This window comes from Flavobacterium sandaracinum (assembly GCF_004349135.1).
GTDB classification, from domain to species: domain Bacteria; phylum Bacteroidota; class Bacteroidia; order Flavobacteriales; family Flavobacteriaceae; genus Flavobacterium; species Flavobacterium sandaracinum.
On the sequence record NZ_SMFN01000009.1, the window covers coordinates 100,678 to 114,861 of the forward strand.

The window sequence follows — 14,184 nt, forward strand, 5'->3', positions numbered from 1 at the left end:
TTTTAGACGTTTTTAGCTTGACTTCCAATGATCTCATTAAACAAATCCAATAGTTCCTCGTTCGGTTCCTGTTTGTGTTTCGATACAAAGTAATCTTTGAACAATCCCTGAATATTCTGATCTAAATTTACTTTTGGAGTGTGTTGTTCCGCATTCCCATCCTTAGTCACAATTGGAATAATAAAGATAATTCCGTCGTGACTTTCATGGATTCTTTTTAAATCTTGACTGGCGAAAAAAGTATCGCTAACCAAAGTCAGCTCAACCAAACAGTATGGGTTTTCTAATAACCATGTTACTGCTTCGTCTGTATTTTCAAATCGTTTTCGATGTAAAACCCTACCCGATTGCAGCGGAATATCTGTAAATTTTACAACCTCGTTTGGTTGTGCTTCAATTAGAACTACCTTTTTATCCTGACCCGCTTCTGCAAAACTGTAGCACAACGGACTACTGGAATACACGACTGGATTGGGATGGCCACCCACGTTTTGAAAACGATGTAAATGTCCCAAAGCGGTATATTGAATTTGGTGTGGAATGCAATCCGTGTAAACTATATCTGCATTACCAATTCGCAACGGTTTTTCACCCTCTGGTTCTTCTAAGATTTCGCCTCCACGTTTCAGCATATACAAATGGGTGGTTAGGATATTAACGCCTTTAGTATCGCAGTATTTATCTGCCAGCGCCGCCCAAGAATCCTGTAATAATTGATTCAATTGTTCCTCCTTATTTTCGGCTCCTAAATAGGTTTTCAATCGCATCTCATTCGCATAAGGTGTTGTGATAATGCGAATAGGAAATTCATATTGCGGCAGTTGAATTTCTAAAAATCCATTTTCCGATTGCGTAATTTCAAAACCGTTTTCGATGGTGACGGTGGGAATGGTCACATCAGGGTTCCCTACAAAAAGAATCCCACATGCTCTAGCCAAAGGATTTGGAGCATCAATTCGATCTGGACTATCGTGATTTCCCGCAATAGCAATTACAGGACGTTTGCCATTATTAGTCAATTTTTTCAACGTCTTATATAACAAATCTACAGCTTCGACTGGCGGATTGAACGTATCAAATAAATCCCCTGCTACGATAACTACATCTGCATTTTGGACATCCGCTATTGTACATATTTCATTCATTACTTTCTTTTGTTCTTCCAAACGAGAAAAGTGATCCAGTTTCTTTCCCAAATGCCAGTCGGCAGTGTGTAGTATTTTCATGCTGTATTTCTATTAAATAGGACTTTCAAAAATAGTAGTTTTAAAAGCTAATTTTCTACAACAATATGGTAATAAAAAAATTATAAAATGGAGTTTTTATAAAATTAGATCTTGTTATTTTTTGACGTTTTAAATCGCTTTCTCCACTTCACAAGATTAAAGATTAGCTGTACTTGTCAAAGCAATACTATTTGCAGATGATCTCTGGCATATGACCTTTTACAATTTCTTTTTTTTTGCTGTAGCGCTTTTAAATAGGATTTGTCGCTAGTATTGCAACGACCTACTAAAAATAATTTTTAAGGTGGTAGTAATTAAAATGAAAAAACCGTCTCCTATTAAAAAGACGGTCCTAAAGATTTTAAAATACTTTTAAATATTCAATTTGCTATTCTTTCGACCAAAACTGAAATAGACCATCAAACCGATCAACAACCAAATTCCAAAATAAATCCAGTTCCAAACACTCAATTCTGCCATCATATACAAACAAGATATAAGACCTAATAATGGTATCAATGATAAGTTTGATCTGTAAGACCATACGACTAATCCTACCATAACAATAAGGAAAATCCACATTGGAATTTTATGCTTGAACAAGCTAAATCCACTTTCATATTTAACAGCATCTGCTAAGGGCAAACCTGCAATAACACTAGAATATTTGGCGTCATCTTTCTGATACTGATTTAATAAAAGTTCTAAATCTGGTGTTTTATCAGTACTGTTTTTAGCATCTACACCTACTAAGTAAGCATATACTTTTTTAGTTTCCTCTTTATTTAACGAAGTAATAATTGCTTCTGAGCTATTGATTTGAGTTTCATTAGTAATGAAATCCATTGTCGCTTTTTTGTTGTAACCAAAAGCAAATACCAATCCAATTACAATCAAAACGGGCAATATAAATTTTGAATTTACATACGGTGTTTTGAATTTTCCACGAGGAATATCAGTTCTATTTTGTAAGACTAACACTCCTGCACAAACCAACACAAAAGCAAATAAAGTTCCAATACTACATAAATCAGTAACCAACGTCAAGTTTAAAAACAACGCTGGAACTGCCACTACAAAACCGGTAACAATAGTCGCGTAAGAAGGTGTTTTGTATTTTGGATGTACTTTTGAGAAACGTTTTGGCAATAAACCATCACGACTCATACTCATCCAGATACGCGGTTGCCCCATTTGGAAAACCAATAAAACACTAGCCATAGCCACCACGGCACTAACCGCAATAATTCCCGACATCCATTTCAAATCTAATTTTTCAAATACAAAAGCGAGTGGATCACCTACGTTTAATTGATCATAAGAAACCATTCCCGTTAATACTAACGCTATGGCAATATATAAAATAGTACATATAATAATAGCCCACATCATCCCTTTTGGCAAATCACGTTGTGGATCTTTACATTCTTCGGCAGTTGTTGAAATGGCATCAAAACCGATATAAGCAAAAAATACAGCAGATACACCTTTTAAAACTCCAGTAACCCCATTAGGAGCAAAAGGATCCCAATTTGCCGTATCAACGTAAAACACCCCAACCGCAATCACCAGTAAAACGATACATAATTTCACTACTACCATGATATTACTCGCATTTCGAGACTCTTTCATTCCACGGTAAATCAATGCGGTGATTAAAACAATAATCAATAAGGCTGGGAGATCCGCTACAAAATGAAACGAACCTATCACTGGTGAAGTGGTCCATGCCATATAAGCATCTTGCAAAGCCGGACTCAATTTAGCATATTCTTTTCCCCCTTGCATTAGCGCAGTAGCGTCATCGAAACCTCTGGAGGCAGACAAGAAATCCATCTGAACCCATTGTGGTAAATGAATGCCTCCACTATCTAGTAAACTCGTAAAATAATCACTCCATGAAATAGCAACCGTTATATTACCCACAGAATATTCCATAATCAAGGCCCAACCAATAATCCAAGCTATAATTTCGCCAAAAGCAACATAAGAATACGTATAAGCACTTCCGGAAACCGGAACCATAGAAGCAAATTCTGCATAAGCGAAAGCGGCAAAACTACAAGCAATAGCAGTAAACAAGAATAGAAAAATAACAGCTGGTCCTCCATCAGAACTGGCTTTTCCAATAGTACTAAAAATACCTGCTCCTACAATGGCTGCAATTCCAAATGCAGTCAAATCACGCGCTGTCAAATGCTTACCTAGCGCATTATGTCCATCGGCATTATTCTTCTCCACCTGTTTTAAAATATCCTGTACTGTTTTTTTTCTAAATAAACCCTTTAATGCCATATTGTGAATTTTATCATTAAAAATTAATATAATGTGAATTGTATATTTTTATCCTCTAAATCGTGCAAATAATGTTCGAAATTCAAAAGTATAAAACAAATTGAACTAATACAGTTTCTCCAACTATTTTTTATATTAATTTAAAAAATAAGTTAAAATAGTTTATTATATTTCTTTAAAAAGTCAAATTAAACTTAATAAAACGTTTAAAAGGAAAATAATTTTAAAAAAGTAAGAATTCGTTTTCGTATTACAATCGGTTTAAGCTCCAGCTTACTTCAAACAGCTCTTTAAAATAGAAACTGGATGCAAGGCTTTTCTACTGGTTCCATCAAAGATCTGGTGGCGGCAACTCGTTCCTGCCGCGGCAATGGCAGTCGCAGCATCAGTGGCTCTAATTTTTGGAAACAACGTATCTTCTCCCATTTGCATACTGATTTCATAATGTTCTTTTTCATATCCAAAAGAACCTGCCATGCCACAACAACCCGAGTTATAAATAGTAACTGAACTGTTTTTAGGAACATTTAACATCGCAAAAGTAGCTTCCATTGTACTCAAGGACTTTTGGTGACAATGGCCATGAATTTTTATTGTTTTCTGCTCCTCAGAAAATTGGTCTGAATGTATTTTTCCAGCACCAATTTCGTTTTTAAAAAACTCTTCAATTGTAAATACGTTCTTGGCTAATTTTTCGGCACTTTCCTTATCATCAGCCAATCGGATGTATTCATCTCTAAAGGTTAATATGGCTGAAGGTTCTATTCCTACTAAAGGAAATTCAGCAGTAATATAATCCGAAAAAACAGCCACATTAGTATTGGCAATGGCTTTGGCTTCTTCAAGAAAGCCTTTGGAAATAAAAGCCCTTCCACTTTCCTCATGATCTACCAAAATCACTTCATAGCCTAATGAAGTCAATAATTCATAGGCATCAATCCCCACCGAAACATCATAATAATTAGTAAATTCATCGCAAAACAAGCAGACTTTTCCATTTACAAAAGAATCACTTGGCGCCTGGTTCCAATTTTTTTCATACCATTTTCTAAAAGTATTTGGAGCCAATAATGGTACTTCTCTTTGGGACGCGATTCCCATAGTTTTTTTCACCATCGGCAAATTCACCATAAAATTAGTAAACCGAGGAACAATGCTGCCTAAACCATTTAGTTTAGCGTTAAAAGCAAATACTTTATTGCGCCATAAAAAACCATTTGCTTTTTGATAGTGGTACAAAAACTCTGATTTCATAGCGGCCACATCTACATTACTAGGACATTCGCTGGCACAAGCTTTACAACTCACACACAATTCAAATACCTTATACAATTCTTCATGGTCAAATTTATTCTCTTTATCGGAATGAGTCAAATATTCTCGCAGCGCATTGGCTCTGGCCCGAGTGGTATCTTTTTCATTTCGGGTAGCGCGATAACTGGGACACAAGGTTCCACCTGCCGAAGGTAATTTTCGGCAATCACCGGAGCCATTGCATTTTTCTGCAGCACGCAAAATCCCCATGCTGTCCGAGAAATCCTGAATGGTTTGTATCTCGGGTTCCGCTCTGCCCGCTTCCACTCTTAGGTTTTCATCCATTTTGAAAGCATTTACAATTTTCCCTACATTTAGGATCGTATGAGGATCAAAAGCAAGTTTAATTCTTTTCAAGAGTTCATAATTTTGTTCTCCAATCATAAAAGGTAAAAACTCACCTCTGACAATTCCGTCACCGTGTTCCCCGCTCAGCGAACCTCTATATTTTTTGACCAAAATAGCCACTTCGGTTGCGATGTTTCTAAATTGATGCAGTCCTTCTGTTGTCTTTAAATTTAAAACCGGTCGCAAATGCAATTCTCCAGCTCCGGCGTGTGCATAGTAAATGGCACTCTGACCGTGGCGTTCCATCATCGCAGAGAATTCGGCAATATAATTGGGCAAATCGCTCAACTCAACAGCGGTATCTTCAATAGAATCTGCCGCTTTATTATCGCCGACAATACTTCCTAGAAGTCCAAGACCTGCTTTTCGCAACTCATTTATTTTATCAATATCAGCTCCGTAAATTTTAGGCAAAGCATATCCAAAATTATTTCTTTCTAAATCAGCAATCAACGCATTTGCTTGTACTTCGGCATCTTCCATGCTAAGATGCGAAGCCACTTCGAGCATAATAACCGCTTTTGGTTCTCCTTGAATAAAGAATCTATTTTTGGCTTGCTCTCTGTTGGTTTTAGTACAATCCAATATCGTGTCATCCATCATTTCACAGGTGTACAAATGATGTTTCATGGCCGTAACCACAGCTTCTAAACTTTCCTGAATGGTATGAAAATGAGCCACAACCATAATATTATTCGTAGGAGGTACATCGTCCACTTTCAACGTAATTTCGGTTGTAAAAGCTAGCGTTCCCTCGCTTCCGCAAAGGAGTTTTCCTAGATTTATTGTATTTTCAGTTCCTCCAAAAAGTTCTGATTTCAATAATAAATCAATCGCGTATCCGGTATTTCGTCTGTGAATTTCAGGTTTTGGAAATTCCTTTATAATTTCTTCTTGATTTTTTGTGTTCGAAAGTTCTTCAAAAATAGTTTTGTAAATGGAACTTTCGAGGGTGTTCCCTTTTGTTTTTTCAATGAATTCCGCCGACGTTATTTCTTTAAATACTGCCAAAGTCCCATCACTCAAAACCGCTTTGATCTCGACTATTTTATCTCGGGTAACTCCGTACCGAATAGATGTGGTTCCCGAAGAATTATTGCCTACCATTCCTCCCATCATGCATCGATTGGAAGTTGAAGTATTAGGTCCAAAAAACAATCCGTGTTCTTTTAAATACAAATTCAGTTCGTCCCGAATCACTCCTGGCTGAACGGTAACCGTTTTTTTTATGGAATCAAAAGCAACAATTTTGGTAAAATGTTTCGAAACATCCACAATTATTCCATTACCTACCGTTTGACCCGCTAAAGAAGTTCCTGCCGTTCTGGGCGTGATTGAAATCTTATTTTTTGCTGCAAAGCAAATAATTTTGACAATATCCTCCTCTGATTTTGGTACAGCAACAGCAATTGGCAGTATTCGGTACGCAGAAGCATCTGTAGCGTATAAGGTTTTATGAAGTTCATCATATAAAAGGGTTCCTTCTAATGATTGAGATAACTGCTGTAATTGAGATGAGATTGACATTGCTTAGAATAAATTGCTATTATTTTCACAAATATAAATATATAGCAATGGATTCGATTAAAACCGTTAGTAAATATTCAAATCCTTTTATTATTTACGGCAAAGTACTTTTTGAACTTCTTTTGAAAAAATTGGCAAAGAAATTGCGCTACTAAAATAGATGAAATTTTAAAAGCATTTTAGCTGGTCCATTTCACTAAAAAAACTATTTTTGAATACTTTAAATACAGGACTCTAATGAAAAATCACAAGCACACTCTTTTGCTTATTGCGTTTCTACTGCTCTCTATATGGAATAGCAACGCACAAGTATTGGCAACCAATCCAAAAAATGAATTTAGGGCCGTTTGGATTGCTACCGTGGTCAATATTGACTGGCCAAAAACCAGTACAGATAATGTTGCCAAGCAAAAAGCAGATTATATTGAGATCTTAGATGCCTATAAAAAATTAAATTATAATGCTGTAATTGTTCAAATACGAAGCGTAGGTGATGCTTTTTACCCAACAGAGTTAGCGCCTTGGTCCCGTTTTTTGACCGGTAAAGAAGGTCAGGCGCCAAAACCTTACTTTGATACATTAGCTTGGATGATCGCTGAAACGCATGCTAGAGGTTTTGAATTTCATGCTTGGATGAATCCGTATAGAGCTACGATGGATTACAATACAGCACTTTTGAGCCCGCAACATGATTTTTTTAAGCATCCGGAATGGATGATTAAATATGGTGGGAAATATTATTATAATCCGGCATTACCTGAAGTTCAAAACCACCTTCTAGCTATTGTAGAGGAAGTTGTAGAAAAGTACGATATTGATGCAATACATTTCGACGATTATTTTTATCCGTACAGAATAAAAGGAGAATTATTTAATGATACCGCTTCATACAAAAAATATGGAAATGGACTAAGTATTGAAGATTGGAGACGCTCCAATGTGAATACTTTTGTAAAAGAGGTATCAGTTTCTATAAAACATATAAAACCATGGGTACAATTTGGTATTAGTCCTTTTGGGGTTTGGAGAAATAAATCAGTAGATCCAAGAGGTTCTGAAACTGAAGCAGGACAAACAAATTACGATGATTTATTTGCTGATCCTTTGGCTTGGATGGAAAACAAATGGATTGATTACCTTGTTCCACAATTGTATTGGAGTATGGATCACCCGAAAGCATCTTATTCCAAGTTGTTGCGTTGGTGGTCTGAAAACTCCACAAATACCGCAATTTATATTGGAAATGGAACCTATAAAATAAATACTGATTCGGATAAAAGATGGAATAATCCACAAGAAATTCCAAATCAAATTGACATCACAAGATCGTACAAAAACGTTCAGGGAAATGCGTTTTTTAGTGCCAAATCATTTCTGAACAAAAATCAAAGTGTGACTAAATTACTAACAGAAAACCAATACAAATATCCCGCTCTTCCAACTGTTGTGCCCGGTTCCGTAAAAAAAATGGCTATCGTGCCTACAGCAAATAATATTTTGATAGATCCAATTGCATCCCGATTTAATGTTACCTATCCAATGTACAGTAAAGTTCGCTATGTTATGGTTTATGGTGCCAAATTCAATTCGGAAATTAATGTAAATGATCCAAGCCAAATTATTGACAAAATTGCATTCAAAGATGATAGTGATACGGTTGAAGTGGTAATTCCATCCTATAAACTAGACAAAAATACCACCTGTGCGATTACATTCATTGATTTTTATGGTAATGAAAGTGACCCAACTTTAGTGAACTTTACGCTATAAAATTTAATTGATTATAATTTGCCTTAGATGAAAACAGACAATAGACCTTGGTATTGGATTCCCATTTTAAACTTTGCTTCTGGATTGCCTTATGCCATTATTATTTCGGTTTCGGTAATCATGTACAAAAACCTTGGAATCAACAATGAAGACATTGGAATTTATACCAGTTTACTTTATTTACCTTGGGTGATTAAACCGCTGTGGAGTCCTTTCATAGATTTGTATTCGACCAAAAGAAAATGGTTTTTAAGCATGCAATTGCTTATTTCTATTGCCTTTTTGATTGTAGGTTTAACGATTCCTTTGAGCAATTTTTTCGTTATCAGTTTAGCTGTTTTTTGGGTCGCTGCATTTGCATCCGCATCCAATGATGTTGCCAGTGATGGATTCTATTTATTAGCTTTAGAAAAAGATCAACAATCCTTTTTCCTTGGAATACGCAGTACATTTTACAGACTTTCGATGCTTACTGGAAACGGATTAATCGTAGTTATTGCTGGTTATCTGGAACAGGAATATGGCGACAAACAAAAAGCATGGTCGTATACGATGGTCGTTGTAGGATTAATTATGACCGTAATTACAGTTTACAATTATTTTTCGACTCCAAAAATTGAAGCCAAAATAGCAGAATCAACTTCAGAATCAACTTCGAATAAGAGCTTTGGAGTCGTATTTGCCACTTTTTTTCAAAAGAAACAAATTGGTTTAGTTTTGGCTTTTATTCTATTGTTCCGATTAGGTGAATCACAACTGTTAAAAATGTTAACTCCTTTTTTAATAGACCCCATAACTGATGGAGGAATGGGTTTAACAACCCAAGATGTTGGTGTTATTTACGGAACTTTTGGCGTACTTTCACTTACTATTGGCGGTATTTTAGGAGGTATTGTCATTTCCAGAGACGGTCTAGGAAAATGGATGTTGCCTATGATTTTAGCCATGCACTTGCCCATAATAGGATTTATTTTACTATCTCATTTTCATCCTGGTTCCGTTTTTTATATTTATGCAACGGTAATTGCAGAACAATTTGGTTATGGTTTTGGTTTTGCAGCGTTCATGATGTACCTGATTTATGTGGCCGATGGGGAATCTAAAACATCCCACTACTCTATCGCAACCGGATTCATGGCTTTAGGAATGATGCTTCCGGGAATGTTGAGCGGTTATATCCAAGAATATCTAGGCTATGGAAATTTCTTTATTTGGGTGTTTTTGGCAACCATTCCAGGATTGATATTGTCGAGATTTCTGATATTTCCGAAGGATTTTGGAAAGAAGACAACCTAAAAATAGTTATCAAGGATTGATGCAAAAATTTAACCGCAGATTCGCAAATTATTTTAAAAAATTTATAATCTGTGAATCTTCGGTAAAAAGTATTCCAAGCTTTATTTGATACTAGTAAACTACGATAATGACATTAGAACAAAAAATAGGACAATTTTTCTTTCCAGCGGTTTTCATCAATGATACCGAAGAAAATATTAAAGCTACAGAACGCTTAATTAAAGACTACAATATAGGTGGATTAACTTTTTTTCATAGCAGAGCTAGCGCAGCAACGAATTATGAAACGAAGAAAAAAGTAGTTTTAAACGACGATAGTTGTCAACAATTAAAGGAACTCATTGTCCGGTACCAAAAATGTGCTTCTACACCATTATTAATGAGTATTGATGCTGAATGGGGATTAGCCATGCGCGTCGAGAAAACGCCACAATATCCTTACGCAATAACACTTGGTGCTTTACCTCACAGTGAAAAACAGCTGGTTTATGAGGTAGGAAAGCAAATTGGTTTAGACTTAAAATCAGTTGGAATTCATTATAATTTAGCACCGCTTGCCGACCTCAATAACAATCCGAATAATCCTGTAATTGGCTACCGTTCCTTTGGTGAAAACAAAGAAAAAGTAAGTGATTTTGCTCTTGAATATCTCAGAGGCATGAATGATGTTGGGATATTGGGTTGTCTGAAACATTTTCCCGGACATGGAAATACCAATGTCGATTCGCATTTAGGACTACCCGTTTTAAAAGAAACTCTCGAAGAATTAGTAGCCAATGAATTAGTCCCTTTTGTAAAAGGAATCCAGAATAATGTTGATTCGATTATGATTGGTCATTTGGCAGTTCCCTCTTTAAATGATGGAAAAGATACTTCGGCCACATTATCAAAATCAGTTATCGAAACGCTTTTGCGAAAGCAACTAAGATATGATGGTTTAGTAATTTCGGATGCGTTAAATATGCATAGTGTTTCTAAATTATTTGACAAAAAAGGGCAATTAGAATGGGAGGCTTTTAATGCTGGAAATGATGTGTTGTGCTTTGCTGAAAATATTCCCGAAGGAATTCAGGAAATCTTAAAAAATGCATCCATCGAACGTATTGAAGAAAGTTTTAACCGTATTTGGAAATGCAAACAAAAAGTAGGAATTATAGATGGAAATCTTAATTTGCTAAAGCACTCCGAAAGTGATTTTGATTTTGAAACTACTTCTAAATTAAACTTAAAAATTGCTCAAAACTCGCTTACCAAAATAAAAGACAGTACTAATTCAAAAAGTGTTTTTGAGGCAAATAAAAGCAACACGCTTGCCAAAATAAGCCTTTATAAAAACACAGATAATACATTTTTCAAAAGTTTAGCTGCTGATTTGCCTTCAGCAGAATTTAGTTATGAAAATGGAGGTGAATCCGTATTGATTGAATTGGAAAAAGAACTGAATAAATTTGACACAATACTCATTTCTTTATTTGTTCCAAAGGCAAAACCTTTAAGTAATTTTGGCATTGAAGATGCAGTGCTTCAGTTTTTAAGCCATTTATTTACCACCAAAAAATGTGTTTTATACGTTTTTGGAAATCCGTACGTACTACAAGTTATCCCAAATCTGAACCAAGCGCAAGGAATTGTGCAAGTATATCAAGATTTTTCAGAATTTCAAGAAGCCGCTGCAAACCAACTTTTAGAAAACTCAGAAAGCAAAGGAACTCTACCCGTGACAGTTAACTTGATGTAATTACAAACTTCAATTTATCAAAAATCATAGTATAGTAATTCCCTATTTTAAAATAAATATTTCTAATTAAAAATCATTTTAATTTCCCTTTCGTATAGCTACTTTTGCACCATCAAAAAAAACAACTTAAAAAGTAAATCAAATGTCATTAGTAGGTAAAAAATTTCCAAGTATTGCAGTAGATGCTATCTCAGAAATGGGTGATAATTTAAAAATCAACATTTTTGAAGAGGCTATAAACAAAAACAAAAAAGTACTTTTATTTTGGTACCCAAAAGATTTTACATTCGTTTGCCCAACTGAATTACATGCTTTTCAAGCTGCTTTACCGGAATTCGAAAAAAGAAATACAATCGTTATAGGAGCTTCTTGTGACACTAACGAAGTACACTTTGCTTGGTTAAACACTCCAAAAAACAACGGTGGAATTGAAGGTGTTACGTACCCAATTCTTGCTGATACTAACAGAAACTTATCTAACATATTAGGGATTCTAGATATCGATTCAACGGAATACTCTGAAGAAACGGATTCTATTATCATTGAAGGTTCTAATGTAACTTTTAGAGCGACTTACCTAATTGATGAGACTGGAAAAATTTTCCATGAAAGTGTAAATGATATGCCACTAGGTCGTAACGTAAATGAGTATTTACGTATGGTTGATGCTTACACGCACATTCAAGAAAAAGGGGAAGTTTGTCCTGCAAACTGGGAAGCTGGTAAAGAAGCAATGAGCGCTGATAGAACCAGTACTGCTGAATACTTAAGTTTAAACTAATTAAAATAAAGATACAAAGGTTCAGAGGTCCTGTGAGCAACAAAGGTTTTTTGTTGCCCAAATTAACGAAGTTCTAAAACTTTGCCCCTTTGAACCTTTGCCTCTTTCAACCTTAAAAAAACAAACTTATGTTAATCGAATTAACCGAAGATACGTTACACGATTTAATTGCAAAAGACGAAAAAGTAGTGGTTCAATTTTCGGCATCATGGTGCGGAAATTGCAGAATCATGAAGCCAAAATTTAAAAAATTAGCTTTAGAGAACGAAACAATCACTTTTGCGCTTGTTGATGCGGAAAATTTCCCAGAATCTAGAAAATTGGCCAATGTTAGTAATTTACCAACTTTTGCCACTTTTGTAAATGGTAAACTGGTAAACGAAACACAAACTAACAAACAAGAAGTGTTGATTGAATTAGTGAACGAAATTGTTTAATGATTTCCTAGTTTAAAGTTTAAAGTTGCCTGAATTTATTCATAAGTTTAATGCAACAGCAAATTAAAACCTTAGACTTATTTTAAACCCTAAACTTTAAACAAATAAAAATGAAATTACCCGTAATTAAGCATTTAACGCAGTTTATAGAAGAAAATGATGAAGATTATATCATCGAAACAATAGAAGTTCTAGAAGCAATGACTGAGATTTCATCCTTGAAAGAGGAAGAATTAGATGTTATTGGGGAATTAATTTCTAATATGTATGGCGCTTTAGAAGTCAACAAATTAGTAAAAAACGGAACGGATAAAAAAGAAGCTTTAAACAGTTTTATGAAACGTGTTTTGGGTTCCATCGACAAATAAAAAGAATTTTTTAATTCTGAATTCTATAACGCACTCCGCAACGGGTGCGTTTTTTTTATGCAAAATACAAAACACATTGCAGCCATGCAGTTTAAATATTGACCAAAAACGCTAAACTTATCGCGATATTTGAGGACTAATTCTTAATTAATTTTCATACTTTTGAACCTCACAAAAAAACAATCATTATGGCTTCGATAACATTAGGAGGAAATCCAATTCACACTTCAGGAGATTTACCAAAAGTAGGTACTAAAATTGCTGATTTTAAATTAGTTAAAACAGATCTTTCTGTAGCTTCATTAAGTGATTTTCCAGGTAAAAAATTAGTACTAAATATTTTTCCTAGTATAGATACTGGAACTTGTGCTGCATCTGTTCGTAAATTTAACGAAAGCGCTAGTACTTTAGAAAACACAACTGTTTTATGCGTTTCAAGAGATTTACCTTTTGCACAAAAACGTTTTTGTGGAGCAGAAGGACTTGAAAATGTTGTGAATTTATCTGATTTTCCAGAAGGAAGTTTTGGTAAAACAAATGGTTTAGAAATAACTGATGGACCATTGGCAGGATTGCATTCAAGAGTGATCATTGTTGTTGATGAAAACGGAATAATTACGCACACGGAACAAGTTGCTGAAATTGCAGATGAACCAAACTACGAAGCTGCATTAGCAGTACTATAATCCCAACTTGATGGAGTTTCAAAAAGACAATACTTTCTTTACCGGAAGATTAAAAAGCGTTTCTTATGCATTGAAGGGAGCCTTAAAATTAATCGCTACGGAACACAGTGTCATGGTTCAATTTTCCATTGGGATTTTGATGAGCATTGCTGGATTTTATTTTGGTATCTCTAAAACAGAATGGCTTTTTCAAACTTTAGCTATCGGTTTAGTGATGAGTATTGAAGGTTTAAATACTGCTGTTGAGAAAATAGCAGATTTTATTCATCCAAATTACCATGAAAGAATTGGATTCATCAAAGATATTGCTGCGGGAGCGGTATTTTTTGCTGCTTTGACAGCAGTAGCAATTGGTTTAATCATATATATACCACTTATTTTTTAGGTAGTAGCACAAA

Annotated in this window: 11 protein-coding genes; 8 read left to right on the forward strand and 3 right to left on the reverse strand. The window is 35.0% G+C overall.

All coding sequences use genetic code 11. The annotated features are described in order from the left end of the window. Window positions 1–2 precede the first annotated feature (2 nt). From E0F91_RS09395 to E0F91_RS09405, 3 genes are all read right to left on the reverse strand, one after another. Window positions 3–1,226, reverse strand: coding sequence for a metallophosphoesterase family protein (locus E0F91_RS09395; protein ID WP_132066223.1), 1,224 nt, complete (start codon window positions 1,224–1,226; stop codon window positions 3–5). Window positions 1,227–1,598: 372 nt separating this feature from the next. Beyond that, complete coding sequence (locus E0F91_RS09400; protein ID WP_132066225.1) at window positions 1,599–3,521, reverse strand: amino acid permease; 1,923 nt, start codon at window positions 3,519–3,521, stop codon at window positions 1,599–1,601. 273 nt (window positions 3,522–3,794) lie between these two features. Next, window positions 3,795–6,710: an FAD-binding and (Fe-S)-binding domain-containing protein gene (locus tag E0F91_RS09405; protein ID WP_132066227.1), complete on the reverse strand. Its 2,916-nt coding sequence runs from the start codon at window positions 6,708–6,710 to the stop codon at window positions 3,795–3,797. 237 nt (window positions 6,711–6,947) lie between these two features. Here E0F91_RS09405 and E0F91_RS09410 point away from each other — a divergent pair, with 237 nt between their 5' ends. The 8 genes from E0F91_RS09410 to E0F91_RS09445 all read left to right on the forward strand — a co-directional run bounded on the left by E0F91_RS09410 (window position 6,948) and on the right by E0F91_RS09445 (window position 14,171). After that, window positions 6,948–8,480: a glycoside hydrolase family 10-like protein gene (locus tag E0F91_RS09410; protein WP_132066229.1), complete on the forward strand. Its 1,533-nt coding sequence runs from the start codon at window positions 6,948–6,950 to the stop codon at window positions 8,478–8,480. 27 nt (window positions 8,481–8,507) lie between these two features. After that, a complete protein-coding gene (locus E0F91_RS09415) occupies window positions 8,508–9,776 on the forward strand; it encodes an MFS transporter (protein ID WP_132066231.1) in 1,269 nt (422 codons plus the stop codon). 127 nt (window positions 9,777–9,903) lie between these two features. Then, entirely contained in the window at window positions 9,904–11,514 is a 1,611-nt protein-coding gene (locus E0F91_RS09420) for a glycoside hydrolase family 3 protein (RefSeq protein WP_132066233.1), read from the forward strand. Window positions 11,515–11,656: 142 nt separating this feature from the next. Next, a complete protein-coding gene (locus E0F91_RS09425; protein ID WP_132066235.1) occupies window positions 11,657–12,295 on the forward strand; it encodes a peroxiredoxin in 639 nt (212 codons plus the stop codon). A gap of 128 nt (window positions 12,296–12,423) precedes the next feature. Next, window positions 12,424–12,732: a thioredoxin family protein gene (locus tag E0F91_RS09430; protein WP_132066237.1), complete on the forward strand. Its 309-nt coding sequence runs from the start codon at window positions 12,424–12,426 to the stop codon at window positions 12,730–12,732. Window positions 12,733–12,842: 110 nt separating this feature from the next. Further along, the gene (locus tag E0F91_RS09435) at window positions 12,843–13,100 is read left to right on the forward strand and encodes a DUF6952 family protein (protein WP_132066239.1); all 258 of its coding nucleotides are present in this window, start codon (window positions 12,843–12,845) and stop codon (window positions 13,098–13,100) included. 188 nt (window positions 13,101–13,288) lie between these two features. Then, window positions 13,289–13,786 carry a thiol peroxidase gene (gene tpx, locus E0F91_RS09440; RefSeq protein ID WP_132066241.1) on the forward strand — a complete coding sequence of 166 codons (498 nt, stop codon included), beginning with the start codon at window positions 13,289–13,291 and terminating at the stop codon, window positions 13,784–13,786. A 10-nt stretch (window positions 13,787–13,796) separates the two neighbouring features. After that, a complete protein-coding gene (locus tag E0F91_RS09445; protein ID WP_132066243.1) occupies window positions 13,797–14,171 on the forward strand; it encodes a diacylglycerol kinase family protein in 375 nt (124 codons plus the stop codon). Window positions 14,172–14,184: the final 13 nt, after the last annotated feature.

Bases quoted from the DNA above. Each gene is read 5' to 3' on its own strand.
- E0F91_RS09395 (WP_132066223.1), bottom strand. From the start codon at position 1,226: ATGAAAATACTACACACTGCCGACTGGCATTTGGGAAAGAAACTGGAT.
- E0F91_RS09400 (WP_132066225.1), bottom strand. From the start codon at position 3,521: ATGGCATTAAAGGGTTTATTTAGAAAAAAAACAGTACAGGATATTTTA.
- E0F91_RS09405 (WP_132066227.1), bottom strand. From the start codon at position 6,710: ATGTCAATCTCATCTCAATTACAGCAGTTATCTCAATCATTAGAAGGA.
- E0F91_RS09410 (WP_132066229.1), top strand. From the start codon at position 6,948: ATGAAAAATCACAAGCACACTCTTTTGCTTATTGCGTTTCTACTGCTC.
- E0F91_RS09415 (WP_132066231.1), top strand. From the start codon at position 8,508: ATGAAAACAGACAATAGACCTTGGTATTGGATTCCCATTTTAAACTTT.
- E0F91_RS09420 (WP_132066233.1), top strand. From the start codon at position 9,904: ATGACATTAGAACAAAAAATAGGACAATTTTTCTTTCCAGCGGTTTTC.
- E0F91_RS09425 (WP_132066235.1), top strand. From the start codon at position 11,657: ATGTCATTAGTAGGTAAAAAATTTCCAAGTATTGCAGTAGATGCTATC.
- E0F91_RS09430 (WP_132066237.1), top strand. From the start codon at position 12,424: ATGTTAATCGAATTAACCGAAGATACGTTACACGATTTAATTGCAAAA.
- E0F91_RS09435 (WP_132066239.1), top strand. From the start codon at position 12,843: ATGAAATTACCCGTAATTAAGCATTTAACGCAGTTTATAGAAGAAAAT.
- tpx (WP_132066241.1), top strand. From the start codon at position 13,289: ATGGCTTCGATAACATTAGGAGGAAATCCAATTCACACTTCAGGAGAT.
- E0F91_RS09445 (WP_132066243.1), top strand. From the start codon at position 13,797: ATGGAGTTTCAAAAAGACAATACTTTCTTTACCGGAAGATTAAAAAGC.